The 19,026-nt window shown below is 73.7% G+C and carries 14 protein-coding genes; 6 read left to right on the top strand and 8 right to left on the bottom strand.

Features of this window, described 5'->3' with window-relative positions; all coding sequences use genetic code 11:
- Positions 1-387 precede the first annotated feature (387 nt).
- Entirely contained in the window at positions 388-1,779 is a 1,392-nt protein-coding gene (locus tag ACGF2V_RS24980; RefSeq protein ID WP_362709190.1) for a hypothetical protein, read from the bottom strand.
- Positions 1,776-5,792: a DEAD/DEAH box helicase gene (locus ACGF2V_RS24975; protein WP_362709192.1), complete on the bottom strand. Its 4,017-nt coding sequence runs from the start codon at positions 5,790-5,792 to the stop codon at positions 1,776-1,778. The genes ACGF2V_RS24980 and ACGF2V_RS24975 overlap by 4 nt, the downstream gene beginning before the upstream one ends.
- Positions 5,793-6,261: 469 nt before the next feature.
- On the opposite strand from ACGF2V_RS24975, the gene ACGF2V_RS24970 reads away from it, so the two are divergent.
- Positions 6,262-6,864, top strand: coding sequence for a GNAT family N-acetyltransferase (locus ACGF2V_RS24970; RefSeq protein WP_362709195.1), 603 nt, complete (start codon positions 6,262-6,264; stop codon positions 6,862-6,864).
- Between the two features lie 582 nt (positions 6,865-7,446).
- On the opposite strand, the gene ACGF2V_RS24965 is transcribed toward ACGF2V_RS24970, so the two are convergent.
- The 3 genes from ACGF2V_RS24965 to ACGF2V_RS24955 are packed head-to-tail and all read right to left on the bottom strand — an operon-like array spanning position 7,447 to position 10,156.
- Positions 7,447-7,941 (bottom strand): hypothetical protein, encoded by a 495-nt coding sequence (locus tag ACGF2V_RS24965; RefSeq protein ID WP_362709198.1) that lies wholly within the window; start codon positions 7,939-7,941, stop codon positions 7,447-7,449.
- Positions 7,938-9,467 carry an ATP-binding protein gene (locus ACGF2V_RS24960; protein ID WP_389047470.1) on the bottom strand — a complete coding sequence of 510 codons (1,530 nt, stop codon included), beginning with the start codon at positions 9,465-9,467 and terminating at the stop codon, positions 7,938-7,940. Before ACGF2V_RS24960 ends, ACGF2V_RS24965 begins: the two co-directional genes overlap by 4 nt.
- Positions 9,464-10,156 (bottom strand): response regulator transcription factor, encoded by a 693-nt coding sequence (locus tag ACGF2V_RS24955; protein WP_362709201.1) that lies wholly within the window; start codon positions 10,154-10,156, stop codon positions 9,464-9,466. Before ACGF2V_RS24955 ends, ACGF2V_RS24960 begins: the two co-directional genes overlap by 4 nt.
- 136 nt (positions 10,157-10,292) lie before the next feature.
- Between ACGF2V_RS24955 and ACGF2V_RS24950 the strand changes: the two genes are divergently transcribed.
- The 4 genes from ACGF2V_RS24950 to ACGF2V_RS24935 are packed head-to-tail and all read left to right on the top strand — an operon-like array spanning position 10,293 to position 14,057.
- Positions 10,293-10,940, top strand: a complete 648-nt coding sequence (locus ACGF2V_RS24950) for a hypothetical protein (protein WP_362709203.1) — start codon at positions 10,293-10,295, stop codon at positions 10,938-10,940.
- Positions 10,937-12,016, top strand: coding sequence for a peptidoglycan-binding protein (locus tag ACGF2V_RS24945; RefSeq protein WP_389047473.1), 1,080 nt, complete (start codon positions 10,937-10,939; stop codon positions 12,014-12,016). Before ACGF2V_RS24950 ends, ACGF2V_RS24945 begins: the two co-directional genes overlap by 4 nt.
- The gene (locus ACGF2V_RS24940) at positions 12,013-12,867 is read left to right on the top strand and encodes an ABC transporter ATP-binding protein (protein WP_362709205.1); all 855 of its coding nucleotides are present in this window, start codon (positions 12,013-12,015) and stop codon (positions 12,865-12,867) included. Before ACGF2V_RS24945 ends, ACGF2V_RS24940 begins: the two co-directional genes overlap by 4 nt.
- Positions 12,864-14,057 (top strand): ABC transporter permease, encoded by a 1,194-nt coding sequence (locus ACGF2V_RS24935; protein WP_362623730.1) that lies wholly within the window; start codon positions 12,864-12,866, stop codon positions 14,055-14,057. The genes ACGF2V_RS24940 and ACGF2V_RS24935 overlap by 4 nt, the downstream gene beginning before the upstream one ends.
- 437 nt (positions 14,058-14,494) lie before the next feature.
- On the opposite strand, the gene ACGF2V_RS24930 is transcribed toward ACGF2V_RS24935, so the two are convergent.
- The gene (locus ACGF2V_RS24930) at positions 14,495-15,463 is read right to left on the bottom strand and encodes an alpha/beta fold hydrolase (protein WP_389047479.1); all 969 of its coding nucleotides are present in this window, start codon (positions 15,461-15,463) and stop codon (positions 14,495-14,497) included.
- Between the two features lie 98 nt (positions 15,464-15,561).
- Here ACGF2V_RS24930 and ACGF2V_RS24925 point away from each other — a divergent pair, with 98 nt between their 5' ends.
- The gene (locus ACGF2V_RS24925; RefSeq protein WP_362623727.1) at positions 15,562-16,182 is read left to right on the top strand and encodes a TetR/AcrR family transcriptional regulator; all 621 of its coding nucleotides are present in this window, start codon (positions 15,562-15,564) and stop codon (positions 16,180-16,182) included.
- A 157-nt stretch (positions 16,183-16,339) separates the two neighbouring features.
- Here ACGF2V_RS24925 and ACGF2V_RS24920 read toward each other — a convergent pair whose 3' ends face one another.
- Positions 16,340-17,107, bottom strand: a complete 768-nt coding sequence (locus ACGF2V_RS24920; protein WP_362623723.1) for a LuxR C-terminal-related transcriptional regulator — start codon at positions 17,105-17,107, stop codon at positions 16,340-16,342.
- Positions 17,108-17,135: 28 nt separating this feature from the next.
- Complete coding sequence (locus tag ACGF2V_RS24915) at positions 17,136-18,839, bottom strand: amidohydrolase (RefSeq protein ID WP_362709209.1); 1,704 nt, start codon at positions 18,837-18,839, stop codon at positions 17,136-17,138.
- Positions 18,840-19,026: the final 187 nt, after the last annotated feature.

Raw genomic sequence — 19,026 nt, 5'->3', positions numbered from 1 at the left:
CGGCCCGACCGCCGGACCTCGCGGATACGCATGGCGAACGCACCTGGACGAAGAACCGGCTTCCTTGCAGGCGCAGTCGATCCGCGTGAACGATGCCGGTCGGCGGACACTCGGACACGTCGACAGCGGTGAGCGCCAGACGCGCGGCGTCCACCCCAGGGCGTGCGAGGGGCCGCGACCCTCACGGTGTCGTCGATGACGGCGTCGGTGAGTCCGCCCCGGCACGGCGCGGCCTCATGGTGGCCGCGTGGCAGGACGGTGAGCCCACGCCTGTGCACCAAGCGACCTTCGACGCCATGAGGACCTGCCGGCGGCGTTCGCGACCGCGTCCGGGACCCGGCACGGCTGCCCGGTCGCCCGACAGCGGGCGTCAGTGGTGACGAGTTGTCAGTGCGTCGTCGGCCGCGCCGCACGTGCGCGGCGGGCCGCCCGGTACGTCTCGACGGGATCGGCGGAGCATCCGGCGGCGGGCCGCCACTCCCCGCCGAACGAGGTGAAGGGGAACCAGCGGCCGTCCGGGCCCGGGCGGAGCTGGACACCGGCGGTGGTGTCGGTGAGGGTGCCGTCGACGACGTCGATGCCGCCGAGAAGCAGCGCCCGGGACGCGCGGACGGCGTCCCGCGCCTGTTCCAGGACGGCGGCCGGGACCGGCGCCGGAGCCAGGGCGGCATGGGCCCCGGCCGGACCGCCGTGCCGGTAGCCGATCATCAACGTGCGCAGGGCGGCCTCGTCGTGGCCGGTGGCGCGGACGGCTTCCGGGATCCGGTTCACACCCTCGGGCGTGGCCAGGATCCGTACCGTGTCGGCGAGTTCGTCGTGCGGCTGCCCCGCCGCTGCGGCCCCGGCCAGCAGCGCGCGGGCGCGGTCGGCGGCGTCCTCGGTCATCCACGCCAGTTCCCGCGCCGGGGGGCAGGGGGCGGGCGGATCGTCGAGGGCGTCGGTGACCGGGGCGACGGAGTCCAGACCGCCCGCGGCCCCCCGCCCCGCTCCGGTCTCCGTCCAGGCCCCGGCGCCGGCCTCGTTCCTGTCCTTCGTCCCGGCTTCCGTTCCGGGCCGCTGCGAAGGGCGGTGCGCCCAGAGCGAGTAGGTCTGGTCGGCGCGGACGGTGCCGTTCACGTCTGCGGGAAGGGCGCCGGGAACGGTGTCGCTCATGCGCGCGCGCAGGAGCGTGGCGAGGTCCCGGGTGCGCATGCCCCGTGCGGTGAGCAGCAGGGAGGCGCCACCGGCGAGGTGGGCGGCCACGGCGTGGCCGACGGCCGCACTGTGGTCGCACACGCGGCCGGCGCGGCCGGGCGGGCAGGTGCACGAGAAGCGGATCTCGTCGGCTTTTGGGACGACGGAGATCCCGGGGGCCCGGGAGCCCGCGTCCCCGGGTCGGCCGGGACCGTCCGGGACAAGACCTGCGACGAGATCTCCGATGCGAACGGGACCGTCGGCCACGGCCGGTACGCGTTCGGCCAACAGGTCCGCGACCGCGGCGGACACGCGTCCGGCCAGGAGGTCGGCGACCGCGGCGGGGACCTCCGCGAGCCGGTCGGCCACGGCGCGCCACGGTGCGTCGGTGAGTCCGGGGAAGGACACGGCGGCCTTGAAGGCGGCCTTCTTCGCGGTGACGGGCGCCGAGAGCCGTCCGGGGGCGGCGTGGATCTGGCCGACGGCGCCGCCGCGATGCAGGGCGAGGCCCCTGGCGTAGGAGCCGGAGCCGTCGGTGGCCAGATGGAAGTGCTGCTTCCAGACCGTGACGAGGGCTCCCGCGCGAGGGCTTGCCGAGGAGGTCATCGGGTTCCCTGGAGGGTGACGAGGGCGGCCAGTTCGGTGTCGTCGAGATCGGCGAGGGCGCTCTCGCCGGAGGTGAGGACCGCCTCGGTCAACGCGCGTTTGCGGGCGAGGAGTTCGCCGATGTGGTCCTCGACCGTTCCTTCGGTGATCAGGTGGTGGACCTGGACGGTACGGCGCTGGCCGATGCGGTACGCGCGGTCGGTGGCCTGGTCCTCGACGGCGGGGTTCCAGGGGCGGTCGTAGTGGACGACGTGCTCGGCGCGGGTGAGGTTGAGCCCCGTCCCGGCGGCCTTGACCGACAGGACGAACAGCGGGGCCGGGTCGGGATCGTGCTGGAAGCGGTCGACGAGGTCCTGGCGTCGGGCAGGGGGCGTCTGTCCGTGGAGGAAGTAGACGGAGCGGTGGCCGCGGGCGCGCAGATGGTGTTCGAGGATGCGGCCCATCCGTACGTAGCCGGTGAAGATCAGGGCGGCCTCGCCGCGACCGGAGAGGGTGGACAGGAGCTCGTCCAGCGCGGCCAGTTTGCCCGATCGCCGTATGGAGTCGGCCGGGTCGGCGGCGTCGTCGAGGGACTCCTTCAGGTAGAGGGCGGGGGCGTCGCAGATCTGCCGCAGGGCCTGGAGGAGCCCCAGGACCAGCCCGCGGCGGGCGATGCCCGTGCTGTGGGCGATCGCGGCCATGGTGTCGCGGACCGTCGCCTCGTACAGGCCGATCTGTTCGTCGGTCAGGGACACGACCCGGGTGTGGTGGACCTTGCCGGGCAGTTCGGGGGCGATACCCGGGTCCGACTTGTGCCGGCGCATCATGAACGGGCCGATCAGGCGGGCGAGTCGACCGGCTGCGGGCGACCCGGCGTCCTTCTCGACAGCGGCGTAGCGGGCGCGGAAGGCGGTGTGGGAGCCGAAGAGGCCGGGGTTGGTCCAGTCGAGGACGGCCCACAGCTCCGTGAGGTTGTTCTCGACCGGCGTGCCGGTGACGGCGAGCCGGGCCCGGGCGGGCAGTTCGCGCAGCGCGGCGGCGGTGGCCGAGGCGGGGCTCTTGGCGTGCTGGGCCTCGTCGGCGACGACGAGCCCCCAGCGCAGGGCGGCGAGGGCGCGGGTGTCGCGGCGCAGCGTGCCGTAGGTGGTGACGACGACGCAGCGGTGGTCGAGGGCACCGGCGTCGAGGGCGCGGCCGGTGCCGTGGTAGCGCACCACGGTCGTGCCCGGGGCGAAACGGTCGATCTCGCGCTGCCAGTTGGTCATGAGGGAGGCCGGACACACCACGAGGGTCGGTCCGGCGTCCGGCACGGTCTCGGCGCGGTGGAGGTGCAGGGCGATGGTGGTCAGCGTCTTGCCCAGGCCCATGTCGTCGGCGAGCAGCGCGCCGAAGCCCATGCCCGTGGTGTGGGCGAGCCAGGTCAGGGCCCGCTGCTGGTAATGGCGCAGCGTGGCCTTCAGGGTGGCCGGCGGCGGGACGGGGCACGGGGCCGAGGGGGCCCGGCGCAGCTTCTCGACGAGGGCGGCGAGGGTTCCGGCGGGCCGGACCCGGAGCATCTCGCCGTCGACGGCGAGCGCACCGGACAGGGCGGCGGCGAGGGCGTCCAGCGACGGCAGCGGCGCCAGATCGCGGTCGCGGGCGCGGCGGGCGGTGTCGGGGTCGACGAGCAGCCAGCGCCCACGCAGCCGGATCAGGGGCCGTACGGCTTCGGCCAGGGCGGTCATCTCCTCGTCGGACAGCGGCTCGCCGTCGAGGTCGATGTGCCAGCGGCAGTCCACCAGCCTCTCCAGGGTCAGACAGCCGCCGCCCCCCGCGGTCGGCGCGCCTTCGTCGTGGCCGCCGACGACGGCGGTGGAGGTGAGGGATTTGACGAGGAAGGCGGGCCAGTGCACGGCGACGCCGAGGTCGGCGAGCGGACCGGCCGCGTGGAGGTGGAGCCGGACCAGGTCGTTTGCGGACAGGGTGGTTCCGCCCGGCCGCTCCTGCACGGCCAGGCCGGCGAGCGGCGGGAAGACGCGGGCGGCGCGGCGCAGGGCCCGGCGCACTCCGGGCAGGAGCGCGGGCGTGAGGTCCGGGCGGGGCGTGTGCCCGTCCCAGACGCCGATCGCCGACACGGTCTCCTGCCCGTCCGGGGCGTCGAGGTGCAGGGTGACCGGTACCGCGGGTGCGTCCCCCGTCGCGTCGGGCTGCTTGACGCGCAGCACCAGACCGGGGACGGGCCGGGGGTCGACGGTGTCCTCGATCGCGTCCGCCCACTTCCACAACTCCTGCAACGCGCCGACGTGCTGCTCCGGCGGCCCGCAGTAGGGGCCGGGCCCGAGGAGCACGGAGGCGCCCGGGGTACGGAGCATGCTGTCGGCGACCGCGTCCAGGAGGTCCCGCACCGCCGCTTCGGGCGCGGGCACGCGGGCGGGCGTCGTACCGGCGAGGAGGCAGTGGCCCTCGGGGGCCAGTCGCACGGCGACGTCGGCCGCGGCCCGGCGCAGCGCGTCGGTGACCGGTCCGACGCGCCAGCAGTCCTGGCCGTCGGCGGTCAGGGCGGGGTGGACGCGCCGCCGCGCCACGCACTCCAGGCCGAGCCGGACGGCGTGCCGCCATCCGGTCACCGACGGATGCTCCCCGTCCCGGGACGCCAGAAGGGCCGGCAGGGCGAGGCCGAGCGGGACGGCGATCCCGGTCACGGTGGCGCGGCGCGGCATGATGCCGCCGGGGCCGGCCAGGACGAGCTCGCGGGTGACCGCCCGCAGCGGCGCCGTAGGGGTTTCGGCCTCGGCGAGCGGTGTGCCGTCGGGCCGGAAGGCCATCCATATGGTGTGTGCCGGGTGCGGGGAGGGCAGCAGGGTGAGGGCGGCGCCTGCGGCGAGGAGCCGGTCGAGGGCGGCGCGTGCGCCGAACAGGCCGGGCGCGCTCGCCGCGAGGGCCTGCGGGAGTTCCCGGGCGGACGCGGACGCGGTCGGAGCCGGCGGTCCGGCCGGAACCGGTGAGAGGGGGGCACCCCCGGGAACCTGCGCCGCGGTGGCGTTCGAGCGGCTGTCGGCGAGCGCGTGCCGCAGGACCTTCAGGAGGTTGTCGGCGGCCCCGGCGCGGGCGGCCTCGTGGCCGGGCCCGGTTCCGGTGCCGGTGAGCCGTCGTCCCCGGTGGGTCGTGGTGACGGTCGCGGTGAAGCGGCCGGGCGAGTGTGCGGTGACGTGGAAGTCGGGCCGCGTGATGTGGCCCGCCTGCGCGTACTCGGCGAGGACCGGGACCGGGCCGCGGACGCCGTGGAGCGCCGGCCCCGGCCGGGAGGCCGGTGCGCGGGGCGGCACCGTGCCGCTCGGCCGGGGCCATGTCCCGGCGTGCGCGGCGAAGGGATCCTCCAGCCCGGCGAGCGCGGCGACGAGGCTCGCCATGGCCTGCTGACGGGCACCCTTGCGCGTGTGGGCCCGCTGCACGCTTCCGGCGACCTCGGGCCCGTCGGACGGGAACGCCGCCTGCGCCACGAAGGCCGGCCCGCTCCCGGGTTCGTGACCTTCCCGGACCGTGGCCGAGGGCAGACGCAGCAACTGGGCGTGCAGGGAGATGACGCGGGGCGCGAGGGCCGGACCGGAGGCGACCGCGCCGAGCGCCGCGCGACGGGCCCGCGCCCACAGGTCCGTGGCGGGGGCCTCCAGCAACAGAAGCCGCAGATCGGGAACGTGAGGCTGCCCATCCCCAAGACGCCGCACGGCCTCCGCCGCGACCCGGGCGGCCATGCCGCGAGGCGCGTCGGCGGCAGTGGCCCGTCGAAGGACACGATGGAAGGTATCGGCGTCCCACGTCTCCGGCCCTGACGTCTCCACGGATCCGCTCGACGTCTCCGGCCCTGACGTCTCCACGGATCCGCTCGACGTCTCCGGCCCTGACGTCTCCACGGATCCGCTCGACGTCTCCGGCCCCGGCGCCTCCACGGATCCGCTCGAACCGCCGTCGGCCCGGGCCGACGGGATGCCGGGTGCGGTGGGGCGGTCGCCGAGGGCGGCGGGCGCGCCGACGCGCTGCGGACGCTCGATGGACAAGAAGCACTCCCAGAGACCCGGATGCCGTCGGAACCGCTCGCCATTGTGGCCCGCGCCCCCGCCAGGCCGCACAACCGCACACACTGCACCATCAATGTCAATTGCCATTAAAACGGGGCGCGAACGAGGGAGATGTCAGGGGCAGCTGCCCACCGCACGCCGGGAAGCCAACCCCTTAGGGCTGCTGCTCGAACGATAGTTCTCTCTGGTATCGTCCCGCCCGGCCATTGCGTCGGCGGCCGAGGAGCAGCCGGAGCAGGCACCTGCCTCCGGCGCTCACGGTGACGGCACCGGTGGGGAGTTGGACGGGGCGAAGGCGTGCGCGGCGACCCAGTCGGCCCCGACGAGCACGACGGCACCGACCAGGGGCGCGCCGGGCAACGGCTCGGTCGCGCGTCTCGCCGCCGGGGCCGCGCCACCCGGCCCGGGCCGCCGCCATCCCGTACAACGACTGGACTGGTACCGACACATGACCGAGAGAGCGCCCGGCGCCCGCGCCGCCACCCGTGAGGACCTGCCGCGGGCCGTCCGCACCCTGGGCCGCGCCTTCCTCCACTACCCCCTCACCCGCCACACCATCGCCGACGACGACCATGCCGCGCGGCTGGAGCGGTTCAACCACCTCTTCGTCTCCCGGGTCGGCCTGGAGCACGGCAGTGTGTGGGTGAGCGACGACTGTGCAGCCGTGGCGGTCTGGACGACACCGGCGACGGCCGACGCCGCCGCGGTCTTCGCCGAGATCGGCCCGGAACTGGATGAAATCGCGGGCGACCGCGCCCCGTTCGCGGCCCGTGCGGAGGAGGTGATGCGCCCGCACCGGCCGACGGGGCCCTGCTGGTTCCTCGCCACCATCGGCGTCGACCCCGGCCGGCAGGGCCGGGGCCTGGGCCGCGCGGTGCTTCTTCCCGGGGTGACGGCCGCCGAGCGGGCGGGTGTCCCCGCCTTCCTGGAGACCTCCGACGAGCGCAACGTGCGGTTCTACCAGGGCCTCGGCTTCGAGGTGACCGCCGACTACGCACTGCCGGACGGCGGCCCGCACACCTGGGCCATGACCCGCCCACCCGGCGCCTGACCGGCAGAGCCGGGTGCTGTCCGGCGTCGTCGGCGGCCCGTCAGGTCGGCCCCGCACCGCGGCCGCGCGTCCCGTGCGTGAAGCCCCCTTCCCGCGCGCAAAGGCCCCGGCCGAGGGGGACGCGCTCCAGGCGGGCCGCGGTCGACCGGCTCGCCGAAGCCTGGACCGCGTTCACCAGTACGCGGAGGGGCTGCATGGTGCTGCACGCGCTGACACCGCTCGGCCGCGCCCGGCGCCGCTGAGCCGGTTTCCCCAGTGCCTGTCTCCGGACTGGGAGACGGGTCCGCATACGGTATGGTTGATCTTGGCAGTTCGCCGCAACTCACGGCGGCTGACCATGCGTTGGTGGTCCAAGGAAAGACGCCCCGCTTCCTGCGGGGAGATGCAGGTGCAAGGCCTGCCCGGCGCTCGCTCACGGAGCCCTTTCCCCGCTCGGGGGAAGGGCTCCGTCACGTTCTCTGTGTGCCCTGGAGGACTTCCGCGCGGCACGGTCGGTCGGCCCCGCCGCGTGTCCACGACGCTCCTTCCCCGGGTAAACCTTGCCGGTCACGGCTCTGCTGCCGCTCCTTCGGGAACGCGCCGTCACCTGTCGAGGAACTCCGCACATCGGTAGGGGCCCAGCTCGGCGCTCCCGAGCGGCCGCAGAGTGACCTCCACGTCGTCGGTCCTGACCTCCGGGTCGAGCACGGACTGGGCGCGTGCCAGCGTGCACACCAGCTGCCCCGTGCCCTGGTCGCGCCCCGTCCCCGCGTAGGGGCCGTCGAGGCGCAGCGTCACGCGGGTGCCCGTTCCGGTCGCCGAGAAGCCGGGCAGATCGACGAACGAGGTGAGACCGTCGGCCTGGCCGCCGGGCGGCGGCCCCACGAGAAGCAGCTTCACGACCGCGTTGAGGTCCTCGATCTCCATGTCGACCACGGGCAGCGCGCGCAGTCCGCCGGAGGACGCGAAGTACAGCCGCGCCCCGCGTGTCAGCCCGGACGCGGGCTCGCCCGCGCCCACCACCCCGGTCGGCTGCACCCCGCAGCCGGTGAGCACGATGCCCAGCGCGGCGGCCACGCCCGCCAGTCGGCCCCTCATTCCGTCTCCCCTTCACCGCGCCGCAGGGGCAGCCGCAGCGTGAACACCGCGCCGCGCCGCGGTCCGTCGGCCACCTCGATCGTGCCGCCGTGCAGTCGTGCGTTCTCCAGCGCGATCGCCGTACCGAGGCCGCTGCCCTGTCCGCCCTCGTCCGCCGCGCCGCGTGTGCGGGCCGCGTCCGCCTTGTAGAACCGGTCGAAGACCCGCTCCCGGGCCTCCGGCGGCAGCCCGGGCCCGTGGTCGGCGACCTCCAGCGTCACCCACTCCCCGCCGGCCCCGTCCGCCGCGCGGACCGTGCCGAGAGTCACGGTGACCGGCGGGGCCCCGTGCCGCAGCGCGTTGCCCACCAGGTTCGCGACGATCACGTCGATGCGGCGCCGGTCGACCACCGCCCGCAGTCCCTCGTGCAGGTGCGTCTCCACCCGGTCCGTCCAGCCGCGCAGTGCCAGCGACGCCCGTACGGTGTCGGCGAGGTCCGTCTCGGCCGCGTTCAGCCGTACCGCCCCGGCGTCGAAGCGGGAGATCTCCATCAGGTCCTCGACCAGGCGGGTCAGCCGTGCCGTCTCCGCGCCGACGGTGCGGGCCGCCTGCGCGGTGTCCGGCGGCAGCCGGCCGGCGTCCTCCTCCAGGACGGTCGCCACCATCGTCATCGCCGCGAGCGGCGTGCGCAGTTCGTGCGACACGTCCGCCACGAAGCGGCGTGCCTTCGCCTCCTGCTCGCGCAGTTCCGCGTCGGACGCCTGGAGCGCGTCGGCGGTCTCGTTGAACGTCCGGGCCAGGTCGGCGAGTTCGTCGTGCCCGGTGACGGCGACCCGGCTGCCGAGGTCTCCGGCCGCCAGTTCCCGGGTGGCCCGGCCCAGTTTCCGTACCGGACGAAGGACCGTTCCCGCGGCCAGCAGCGCCAGGACCGCGGCCAGCAGCACCACCGGCACCGTGCCCGCCCGTACGGAGTCCAGCAGGGCGGCGGTGTCGTCGCGTTCGGCCCGCAGATCGGTGATCGCGTAGACCTCCAGGCCCGAGACGCCGCGGTCCCCGTCGGCGTACGTCACGGGCATCCCGACGATCAGGTAGGGCTCGCCCCGCCACATCACCCGCTGGAACCGGGCGCCGCCCCCGGTCATGACGGCGGCGCGCAGTTCGACCGTGATCCGCTCCTTCGTGTCGGCGAGCGTGTCGGAGACCGCGACGAGGTCCTGGTGGCGGGCGACCACGATGCGGGCGCCGAGACCGTCGGAGACCTTCGCCGCGAACCGGGACAGCGACTCCTGGTCCGGCGGCAGGTCGAAGTCCGCCGCGACCGCGGTGACCCGCTCCCGGAGGTCGTTCACCGCGGTGTCCTGGGTGCGTTGCAGGACGGCGGTGCGGGCGTCCCGGTAGGCGAGGGCCGTCGCGGTCAGCGCGCTGGCGAGGGCGACGAGGACGAACGTCACGACGAGCCGGGTGCGCAGCCCGCCGACGAACCACCACGGGCGTCTCGTCGCGGTGGCGCGGCGCCTGCCCTTCTGCCCCTCGTCCGCCCGGCTCACAGGGGACCGAAGCGGTAGCCGAATCCCCGCACCGTCTGTATGTACCGGGGCTTGGCCGGTATCTCCTCGATCTTGGCCCGCAACCGGCCGACCGCCGCGTCCACCAGTCGGGAGTCCCCCAGGAAGCCGTGGTCCCAGACGGATTCGAGGAGCTGCTCACGGCTGAGGACCCGGCCGGGGGAGGCCGACAGTTCCAGCAGCAGCCGCAGTTCGGTGGGCGGAAGCGAGACGGGGACGCCGTTCCTGGTGACGGTCAGTCCGGCGCGGTCGATGACCAGCCCGGCGAGATCGCCGTCCGTCCCCTGCCGGGCCGACGGTTCCGCGCGCCGCAGCGCGGCCCGTATGCGGGCCTGCAGCACGGGTGCGGTGACGGGCTTGACGACGTAGTCGTCGGCGCCCGCCTCCAGCCCGGTCACGATGTCGGAGTCGTCGCCGCGCGCGGTCAGCATGATGACCGGCAGGGTCGCCGAGCGGGCGCGGATGCGGCGGCACACCTCGAAGCCGTCCATGCCGGGCAGCATCAGGTCCAGTACGGCCAGTTCGATCCGCGCGCCCTGCTCCCCGGCCAGCAGGTCGAGGGCCTGTTCACCGGTGGCGGCGGTGTCCACACCGTATCCGTGGCGGCGCAGAACGAGTTCCATTCCGTCTCGTACGGACATGTCGTCCTCGATGAGCAGTACGTGCGGCATGGGACCGATTATGACCACGTCCAAGCCTCTTCCGACCAGTCCGGAAGGAGGAGCGGGCCCGCGGGCCCGGGCATTGTTACGTTCCCATCATGTGGCCATGGACGGTTCATCATCCGTGGCCACGAGCGTAGGAGGCATGAACTTCCCCATCAGGACGAACCCCCGAGCCACCCCTGCCCGGCTGCGCCTGGCCGCCCTCGTGGCCGTGCCCGTGTTCGCGCTCTCCGTCGCCTGCGGCGGCGGGGGCGACAGCGCCGGCGGGACGGAGAAGGACGACACGATCGCCGACGTACCGCAGGCGGCGGGCGAGAACCCCACGAAGGACGAGAAGAGTTCGGGTGGCCGGGCCGCGGGCGAGAGCGAGTTCTACGACGCCCAGATGAAGTACGTCCGGTGCATGCGGACCAAGGGGGGCTTCAAGGACTTCCCCGACCCCAAGCTCAGCGGGCACCTCGACTGGGGCAAGATCGACGAGATCGGCGCCGGCAGAGACATCAAGGGCGGCAGGGGAAGCGGTTGCGTCGACGAGTTGCGGGCCGCCATGGCGGCCGAGCCCGAGCGGGACCAGCAGGAGGCCTACGAGTCGATGCTCGCGCACGCCAAGTGCATGCGGGACAACGGCGTCTCCCGGTTCACCAATCCGACCATGAGCGGTGGCAACGCCGTGCCGGGCGGTGACCCCGACCCCGCGTCCCCGTCCTTCGACATGAACTCGCCGACGTACAAGAAGGCCCGCGAGGCGTGCGCGCCGAAGCTGCTCGACGGTCTGGACGGGATGCAGTGAAGCGACGCACCACTTTCTTTGTGCTCGGCGCGGTGGTCGTCGCCGCGGTCGTCACCGGGGGCTTCCTGCTGCCCCTCGACGGAGGCGACGCGGGCGCCTCCGGCAGGGGCGGCGACCTGCCGCCCGCCACCGCGACCGTCGTACGCACCGACCTCGTGCGGTCCAAGACGGTCGACGGCAAGCTCGACTTCGCCCAGCGCCGCGCGGTCAAGTCCGCCGTCGAGGGCACCGTCACGGTGGCCGCTTCCGAAGGGAAGACACTGACCATGGGACAGGCCCTGTACGAACTGAACGACAAGCCCGTCACCCTTCTCTACGGACCGGTCCCGATGTTCCGCGAGATGAAGGTCGGCGACCGCGGCACCGACGTACTCCAACTGGAGCGCGGTCTACGTGACTTGGGGTACGGGGCGAACCTGTACATCGACACACGGTACGACGCGGACACCGAGGCCGCCGTCAAGCGGTGGCAGAAGTCCCTGAACCGTGACACCACCGGCAGGGTCGGCCGGGGCGACGTCGTCTTCCAGCCCGGCCCGGTCAAGGTGGTCTCCGCCGACGCGGCGCTCGCCGACCAGGTGGGCCCGGACGTGCCGGTCCTGACGATCGCCTCCACCAAGCCCGTCGTGCGGGCGCAACTCGATCAGACCGACGGCGCGCTCACCGCACGCGGGACCAAGGTCCAGGTCACCCTGCCGAGCGGGAAGACCGTGGCCGGCGACGTCGCGGGGACGGTACGCCCGGAGGACTCCTCCGCCGAGGGCGGTGCCGGCGCGCAGGAGGGCATCACCGTCGAGGTCGTCCTGGACGGCGGGGTGAAAGCCGCGTCCGGCGAGGACACCGCGGTGTCGGCGAGCGTGAAGTTCGTCAGCGAGGCGCGCAAGGGGGTCCTCGCGGTGCCCGTCGAGGCGGTCGTCGCGCTGCGGGGCGAGAACGGCGGCTACGGCCTCCAGGTCGTCCGGGGCACCACGTCGAGGATGGTGCGGGTGGAGACGGGCATGACCGCCGACGGGCTGATCGAGGTCGGCGGACCGGACGTGCGCGAGGGACTGAAGGTCGGAGTGGCGAAGTCATGACATCGGGCCCGGTGATCGAACTGCGCGATGCCACCAAGTCGTACCCCGGCGGCGTCCACGCCCTGCGCGGAGTGAACCTCACCGTCGACGAAGGAGAACTGGTCGCCGTGGTCGGCCCGTCCGGCTCCGGCAAGTCCACGATGCTCAACATCATGGGCACGCTCGACAAGCCCACCACGGGCACCGTCCGGGTCGCCGGGTACGACGTGTCCGAGCTCTCCGACTCGCGGCTCTCCGCGCTGCGCGCCCGCCACATCGGCTTCGTGTTCCAGCACTTCCACCTGGCGGCGGGGCGCGACGCGGTGGACAACGTGGCCGACGGGCTGCTGTACGCGGGCGTACCGCTGAGCCAACGGCGTGCGCGCGCCCGGGAGGCGCTGGCCCAGGTGCGGCTGGATCACCGCCGCACGCACACCCCGAACGAGCTGTCGGGCGGCGAGAAGCAGCGCGTGGCCATCGCCCGCGCCCTGGTGGGAGACCCTCGGCTGCTGCTGGCGGACGAACCGACCGGGGCGCTGGACACCGCGTCCGGCGAGATTGTCATGGAGTTGCTGCACGAGCTGAACGCGTCCGGCACCACCATCTGCGTGATCACCCACGACAACGACATCGCGGACGCGCTGCCGCGCCGGGTCCGGTTCAAGGACGGCGAGATCGTGGCGGACTCGGGTTCCGGCACGCGGCGCGGCGCGCGCGCCTGCGCAGGACCTGTTGTGCGTTCCGGCGGGGGTCCCGGCACCCGCTCCGGCGCGGGACCGACCACGCGCTCCGGCGCGGAGCCCACCGCACGTTCCGGCGCGAGACCCGGCCCAGAACCCGTCTCCCGTACGGAAGAAGAGGCCGGTCGGTGAAGAACGACCTCAGACCGGCCCGCCTCTCCCTTCGCGACATCCTGCGTGTCGGCGCACTCGGTCTTCGCGCGCGCCGTGCGCGTGTGGTGCTCTCGGCGCTCGGCATCGCCATCGGCATCGCGACCATGGTCGCGGTCGTCGGCCTGTCCGAGTCGAGCCGCGCGGACCTGATGGCCCGGCTCGACCGCCTCGGCACCAACCTTCTCACCGCCGAGGCGGGCAAGGACGCCATGGGACAGCAGATCAAACTCCCCAAGAACGCGGTCGCGATGGTCGAGCGCGTCGGCCCGGTGCTGCACGCCACGGCCACCGCCGATGTCGACGCCCGGATCCGCCGCAGCGATGTCGTCCCCGAGGAACGCACCGCCGGCGTCACCACGCAGGCGGCCCGCCTCGATCTGCTGTCCGCACTCGGCGGCGAGGTCGACGAGGGCGCGTGGCTGGACCCGGCCGGTGAACGCCTTCCGACGACGGTCCTCGGTGCGGTGGCGGCCGAGCGCCTGGGCATCACCCGCACCGGCGAGACGATCATGATGAACGACACCCGCGTGGTCGTCGTCGGCATACTCAAACCGCTCGAACTGGTGCCCACCCTGGACCGGGTGGCGATGGTCGGATTCCCCGCCGCCGAGCGCTACTTCGGCTTCGACGGCCACCCCACCACCATCTTCGAGCGCTCCACGGACGCCTCCGTGGAGGACGTGCGGGCGGTTCTGGCCCGCACCATCAGCCCCGGCGACGAGGCGGGCGTCAAGGTCTCGCGCCCCTCGGACGCGCTGGCCGCCAAGGCCGCCACCGACGAGGGCCTGACGACCCTGATGCTCGGCCTGGGCGCGGTGGCCCTCCTGGTGGGCGGTGTGGGCGTGGCGAACACCATGGTCATCTCCGTCCTGGAGCGCCGCCAGGAGATCGGCCTGCGCCGTTCACTGGGCGCGACCCGCAACGCGATCCGGCTCCAGTTCCTGACGGAGTCGCTGCTGCTGTCGGCGCTGGGCGGCGCGACGGGCGCGCTGCTGGGCGCGGCGGCGACGTACGGCTTCGCGCGGGTCCAGGGCTGGACGGCGGTGGTCCCGCCCTGGTCCCTGGCGGGCGGCCTGGCCGCCACCCTGCTGATCGGCGTGGCCGCGGGCCTCTATCCGGCGATCCGTGCCTCCCGTCTCCATCCGACGGTGGCCCTGCACGCGACATGAGGCAACGCCGTCCGCGGATGCCCGGCGGCGCGGGAGGTACGCGGCGCCCGGCGGGGTCGTGCCCCGGCGGGGCCGATGTCGGCGGGCTGCGCCCTGTGCGCCCGGCGCACCGGGGAGCCGGTCCGTCCGGGGTCCGTCACGGGTCCGTCCACACCGGCCGGGGCGCGCCTCCCGTCGCGTCCGCCCGCGTCCGCCGGGACCGCGCTGCCCGGAGCACGCGCTCGAACGTGCCGTCCCTGGACCACCGGCGGAAAGCAGTGCGCGGCATGGCACGCGGCCCGTATCGCTCGGGAACGTCCGCCTGGCCGCCCCGGCACGGAACCTCCCCACGAACCCGTCGAGGACCGTCCGGTCGTCCAGCCGCTCGCAGCCTCGCAGACCCACGAACTCACAGCGCGAGGGGATCCCTGGATCTGCCGGGCAGGTCCAGGGCGGCCCTAGACGCTTCGTCCGCCGCTCTTCGACGAGCCACGTTCCACGGCATCCATGAAGTCCAGCATGAGGCGGTTGGTTCGCTCGGCATGGTCGATCTGAGGGCCGTGGCCGGTGTCGGCCAGGATCTCGGCCCGGGCGCCCGGGACCAGTCGCGGGACGCGCTCCGCCTGCCGCTGCGGGTGCACGAGCAGGCTGCGCTTGCCCATGAGCAGATACAACGGCGTGCGAACGCTTGCCAGTTCGGCATCGGACAGGGGGAGGGGAGCAGGGCGGCGTACGCGGTAGCTGCGGACGCCGGCCCTGATCATGGTGCGCAGTTCCGGCACGACGAGAACGGGCTGCTCCAGCCAGGAGGCGAGGCGGGGCCGCAGCGACCTGGGGGCGAAGGTGGCGAAGAGGCTCGCGAAGATCCAGGCGAAGAAGCGCAGCCCCACCTTCTCCAGGCCGCCCGGGTCGAGCAGCGTGACCGAGGCCAGGCGCTCGGGCTTCAGGTGCGCCTGGTTCAGGGCGAGCCAGCCGCCGTACGAGCTGCCGACGAGGTGGACCCGGTCGAGCCCGAGCTCGGCGAGGGCCTCGTCGAGCCACTGCGCGGCGCGCTCGGGCTGGTGGATGGGGGCACGCTGGACGCTGCGGCCCGGATCGCCCGGGGTGTCGAGCGCGTAGACGGGTCGCTCCGCGCCGAGGTCGGCGGTGTTCGGGTACCACATGGCGGAGCAACTGCCCGCGCCGTGCACGAGGACGACAGGGGTGCGGTCGCGGGCGGCCGGGTCGACGGGGTCGTAGCCGTAGACGTGCGTGGTCGCGAAGGACGTCTCCACGCTCTTCTCCCAGGACGCGGGTGCGCCCAGCGCGTAGACGGCGTCGCAGGCGGCGAAGTAGCGCTCGCGCCAGGCGTCGCTGACGAAGCGGCCGACATCGGCCTGGGCACGGGCTGCTGCGGACGGGGACACGGCCACCTCCCGGGTAGTCAATCTTTGTGATACGACCGTACCATGAAGGTGGTACGGTCGTATCATCAAAAGGTCAGGGAGTCCCTGCGCACTGCCGGCCGAGGAGCGGAGACCGAACGATGCCCAAACGCGTAGACCACGAGCAGCGGCGGACCGAGATCGCGGAGGCACTCGTCCGGGCCGCCGGGCGGCTCGGACTCCACGCGGTGGGGATGCGCGACGTGGCGGCGGAGGCGGGAGTGTCGCTCCGGCTGGTGCAGTACTACTTCGAGTCCAAGGAGAAGTTGCTCCTTTTCGGGCTCCGGCATCTCACCGGGCGCTTCGCGCAACGGGTGACCGCCCGGCTGCGGGCCGCCGGGGCCGATCCGGGAGCGCGCGCGGTGATAGAGGCGTTGTTGGCGGCGGCCCTTCCCGTCGACGAGGAGAGCCGCACCTTCCACCATCTGTACACCTCGTACGCGGTCCTGGCCGTGACCAACGAAGCACTCGCCGCCCAGCCGTTCATCAAGGACCCCGACTCCGCCGAGGACACCGTGGCCGGTCTGCTCCGGCAAGCGGCGGAGCAAGGGCAGTTGCGGCCCGGCGTGGACCCCCGCGCCGCGGCGGCCGGCCTGCTGGCCGTGTCCGCCGGTCTCGGCACCGGCGTCCTCGTCGGCCAGCGCAGCGCGGAATCGGCCGCCGGGGTGCTCGCCCACCACCTGGACCTGATCTTCCTGCCGGGACCCGTCGCAGCCTCCTGAGGAGGCAGCAGTGCTCCGACTTCCGAAGCCCCCGATTTCCTGAAATACGCCGTGACCGGCCGACTGGAGCGCGCGAGCAGCCTCCAGGGGTTCTCCCGTCTGACGTCCGGGTCGGCTGACGAGTCGGTTCGCAGGCGGCCGTGCGCGCGTACGCGCGTCAGCGGGAGGGCTCGATTCCCCAGGCGGCGGCCCGGGCGGCGGCCGCCGCGCGGTTGGGGAGGCCGAGCTTGGCGAGGATGTGCTCGACGTGGGTCCCCACGGTCCGCGGCGTGATGTACAGCCGCTCGGCGATCTCCCGGTTGGTGCGACCGGCGGTCAGTTCGGCCAGCACCTGGAGCTCCCGCGGCGAGAGGCCGCCGGGCCGCCACGCGTCCGTGCCGGGGGCGGCCGGGGCGACCTGCTCGGGCGGCGGGCCCTCGCCGCGGTCGACGGCCGCGGCGAGCGCCTCGGTGAGCAGGGTGACCACGGCGCGCGCCGGATCGGGCGTGCGCCGCGGCCGGCGGGTGCTGACGTTCAGCATGCCGACGTACCGGCCGTCGGCGGCGAACAGACACTGGGCCACGCCGTCCTCGATGCCGAGGGGACGCAGCACCTCCCGGAAGCCCGGGGACGCCGCCAGGAGCTGCCGGGGGACGTCCCTGAGCCAGAGACCGCCTCGGGCCGGGCCCCGGAGCACGGGGAACACCGGGTCGTGGTGGAGGCGGGTCTCGATGTAGGCCGTGGCGTCGTCCGGGTAGCTCCCGGCCAGGGTGGTGTGGCGCCACCGCAGCGGATCCCACCGGGCCAGAGAGGCGTGGTCGTAGTCCAGCACCTCCGACAGCGCCGCCAGGACCGTGTCGACGCCGGTCGCGCCGCTCCTGGCGGCCTCACGGACACGGACGGCCGCGTCCAGGATGTCCGCCGTGCTCCGCTCCGCTGCCATCATCCAAGGATGATCATGTGCCCGGAATACGTCAATCGCGAAGGGCGTCGTGCACGACCTGCCCGTCCACGACGGTGAGGACGACGGGCATCTGCGGGATGTCGTGGGGGTCGGCGGTGAGCAGGTCCCCGTCGAGCACGCAGAGGTCGGCGACCTTGCCGGGCTCCAGGGAGCCCTTCCAGTCGTCGGCGAAGTCCTGCCAGGCCGCGTCGATCGTGTACGTACGGATCGCCTCGGCCAGGCGGATGCGCTGCTCGGGGCCGCTGACCCGGCCCGCGGCCTTCGACTCGCGCAGCACCATCGTGGCGACGCCCTGGCGCCAGTCCGGGTACGTGACGGGGGCGTCGGACCCGCTCGCGACCCGTACGCCGGCGTCGATGGCATCGCGGTAGGGCCATGCGTACGCGGCCCGTTCGGCGCCGACGAACTCCTCCTCCATGTCGGCGACGGTCCACTTGATGGTGGGGTTCATGTTGACGCCGAAGCCGTGCGCGGCCAGCACCTTCATGCTGTGCGCGGTGAGGAAGTCGCCGTGGATGACGTAGTGGCGCGCATCGGTCCGCGGGTGCTCGGCCATGGCCGCGGCGAAGGCGTCCGCGACGGTGTCGATGGCCCGGTCACCGGTGACGTGGACGCCCAGTTGGTGTCCGGCTGCGTGGGCATGCCGGATGATCGCGCCGATCTCGGTGATCCGTTCGGCGTCGGTCTCGCCGCCGACGCACAGGGAGCCGCAGCCACCGTCGACGTACGGCTCGTGCATCCAGGCCGTCTTGTTGGGGACGACGCCGTCGGCGAAGACCTTGACCCCGTGGATCGCGAGGCGGCGGGGATCGGCCTCGCCGGTCTCGCCGAGGGCGGTGAGCGTGCGGGCGAACTCCTCGGCGGTGCTCGCCATTCCGGTGGGCAGGAGCAGGACTCCGACGCGGGCGGTCAGTTCGCCGTCGGCCAGCAGCCGGCGGTAGACGTCGAGGGTCTCCGCGCCGAGTGAGCCCCGCATGATGCCGTCGCCGCCGGGGCCGAGCCCGGGCTCGGTGTAGCTGGTCACGCCGAGCCGGGCGAGCGCGGCGAGGGCCGACTTGATCGAGTCGGTCCGCTCCTGCCGGCTGAGCGGCGGCAGCGCGTTCTGGACGAGGGCCTGGGCCCCCTCGTGGAGCAGCCCGGTCGGCTCCCCGGCCTCGTCCACGACGATGGCCCCGCCGGGCGGCGCGACGGTGTGCCGGTCGATCCCGATGAGCTCCAGCGCCTTGGAGTTGACCCAGGTGGCGTGCCCGGAGAAGGAGTACAGGACGACGGGGTGGTCCGGGCTCACGGCGTCGAGGTCGCGCCGCGAGGGCAGCCGCGACGGATCGGCGACGCACTCGTCGAGGTAACCGGTGTCCCAGCCGTGCCCCGTGATCCACTGCCCGTCCGGAACCCGGCCGACAGCCTCCCGTACCGCCTCGGTCACGTCCGCGAGGGAGGACACCGCGGGATGGCTGAGGTCGAGGGAGAGCGGCGGCGTCGACATGCCGAAGGCGCACCCGTGCAGGTGCGAATCGTTGATACCGGGAAGCAGCGTCGCCCCCCGCAGGTCGACGACGCGGGTGCCGGGTCCGACGAGCGGCGCGACGTCGTCCCGCCCACCGACGGCACTGATGATCCCACCGGTCACCGCCAGGGCCGAGGCGATGGAGAACTCCGCATCGACCGTGACCACCTGCCCGCCGAGAAACACCAGATCCGCATACGTGCCCACAGAAAGGTCCTTTCGAAAACCGGGCGCACCACGGCTGCCCGCGAACGATCTCCCGAGGACTATGACCGCGCCTCCGCCCCTCGCACATCGGTCATCCCACCGATACGCGCTCTCGCGGGGGGCGTACGACGGTCGGCGGACCTACGTGAGGTCCTTGCCCCTGGTCTCGGGCAGAGCGGATCACCGT

The organism is Streptomyces sp. NPDC047982 (assembly GCF_043204165.1).
GTDB lineage: Bacteria > Actinomycetota > Actinomycetes > Streptomycetales > Streptomycetaceae > Streptomyces.
The sequence above is the reverse complement of the archived record's forward strand: the minus strand, read 5'-3'. Positions and strand labels throughout refer to the sequence as shown.

Coding starts and splice junctions, on each gene's coding strand:
- ACGF2V_RS24925 (WP_362623727.1), top strand. CDS start 15,562: ATGCCCAAACGCGTAGACCACGAGCAGCGGCGGACCGAGATCGCGGAG.
- ACGF2V_RS24980 (WP_362709190.1), bottom strand. CDS start 1,779: ATGACCTCCTCGGCAAGCCCTCGCGCGGGAGCCCTCGTCACGGTCTGG.
- ACGF2V_RS24950 (WP_362709203.1), top strand. CDS start 10,293: ATGAACTTCCCCATCAGGACGAACCCCCGAGCCACCCCTGCCCGGCTG.
- ACGF2V_RS24920 (WP_362623723.1), bottom strand. CDS start 17,107: ATGATGGCAGCGGAGCGGAGCACGGCGGACATCCTGGACGCGGCCGTC.
- ACGF2V_RS24965 (WP_362709198.1), bottom strand. CDS start 7,941: ATGAGGGGCCGACTGGCGGGCGTGGCCGCCGCGCTGGGCATCGTGCTC.
- ACGF2V_RS24970 (WP_362709195.1), top strand. CDS start 6,262: ATGACCGAGAGAGCGCCCGGCGCCCGCGCCGCCACCCGTGAGGACCTG.
- ACGF2V_RS24955 (WP_362709201.1), bottom strand. CDS start 10,156: ATGCCGCACGTACTGCTCATCGAGGACGACATGTCCGTACGAGACGGA.
- ACGF2V_RS24940 (WP_362709205.1), top strand. CDS start 12,013: ATGACATCGGGCCCGGTGATCGAACTGCGCGATGCCACCAAGTCGTAC.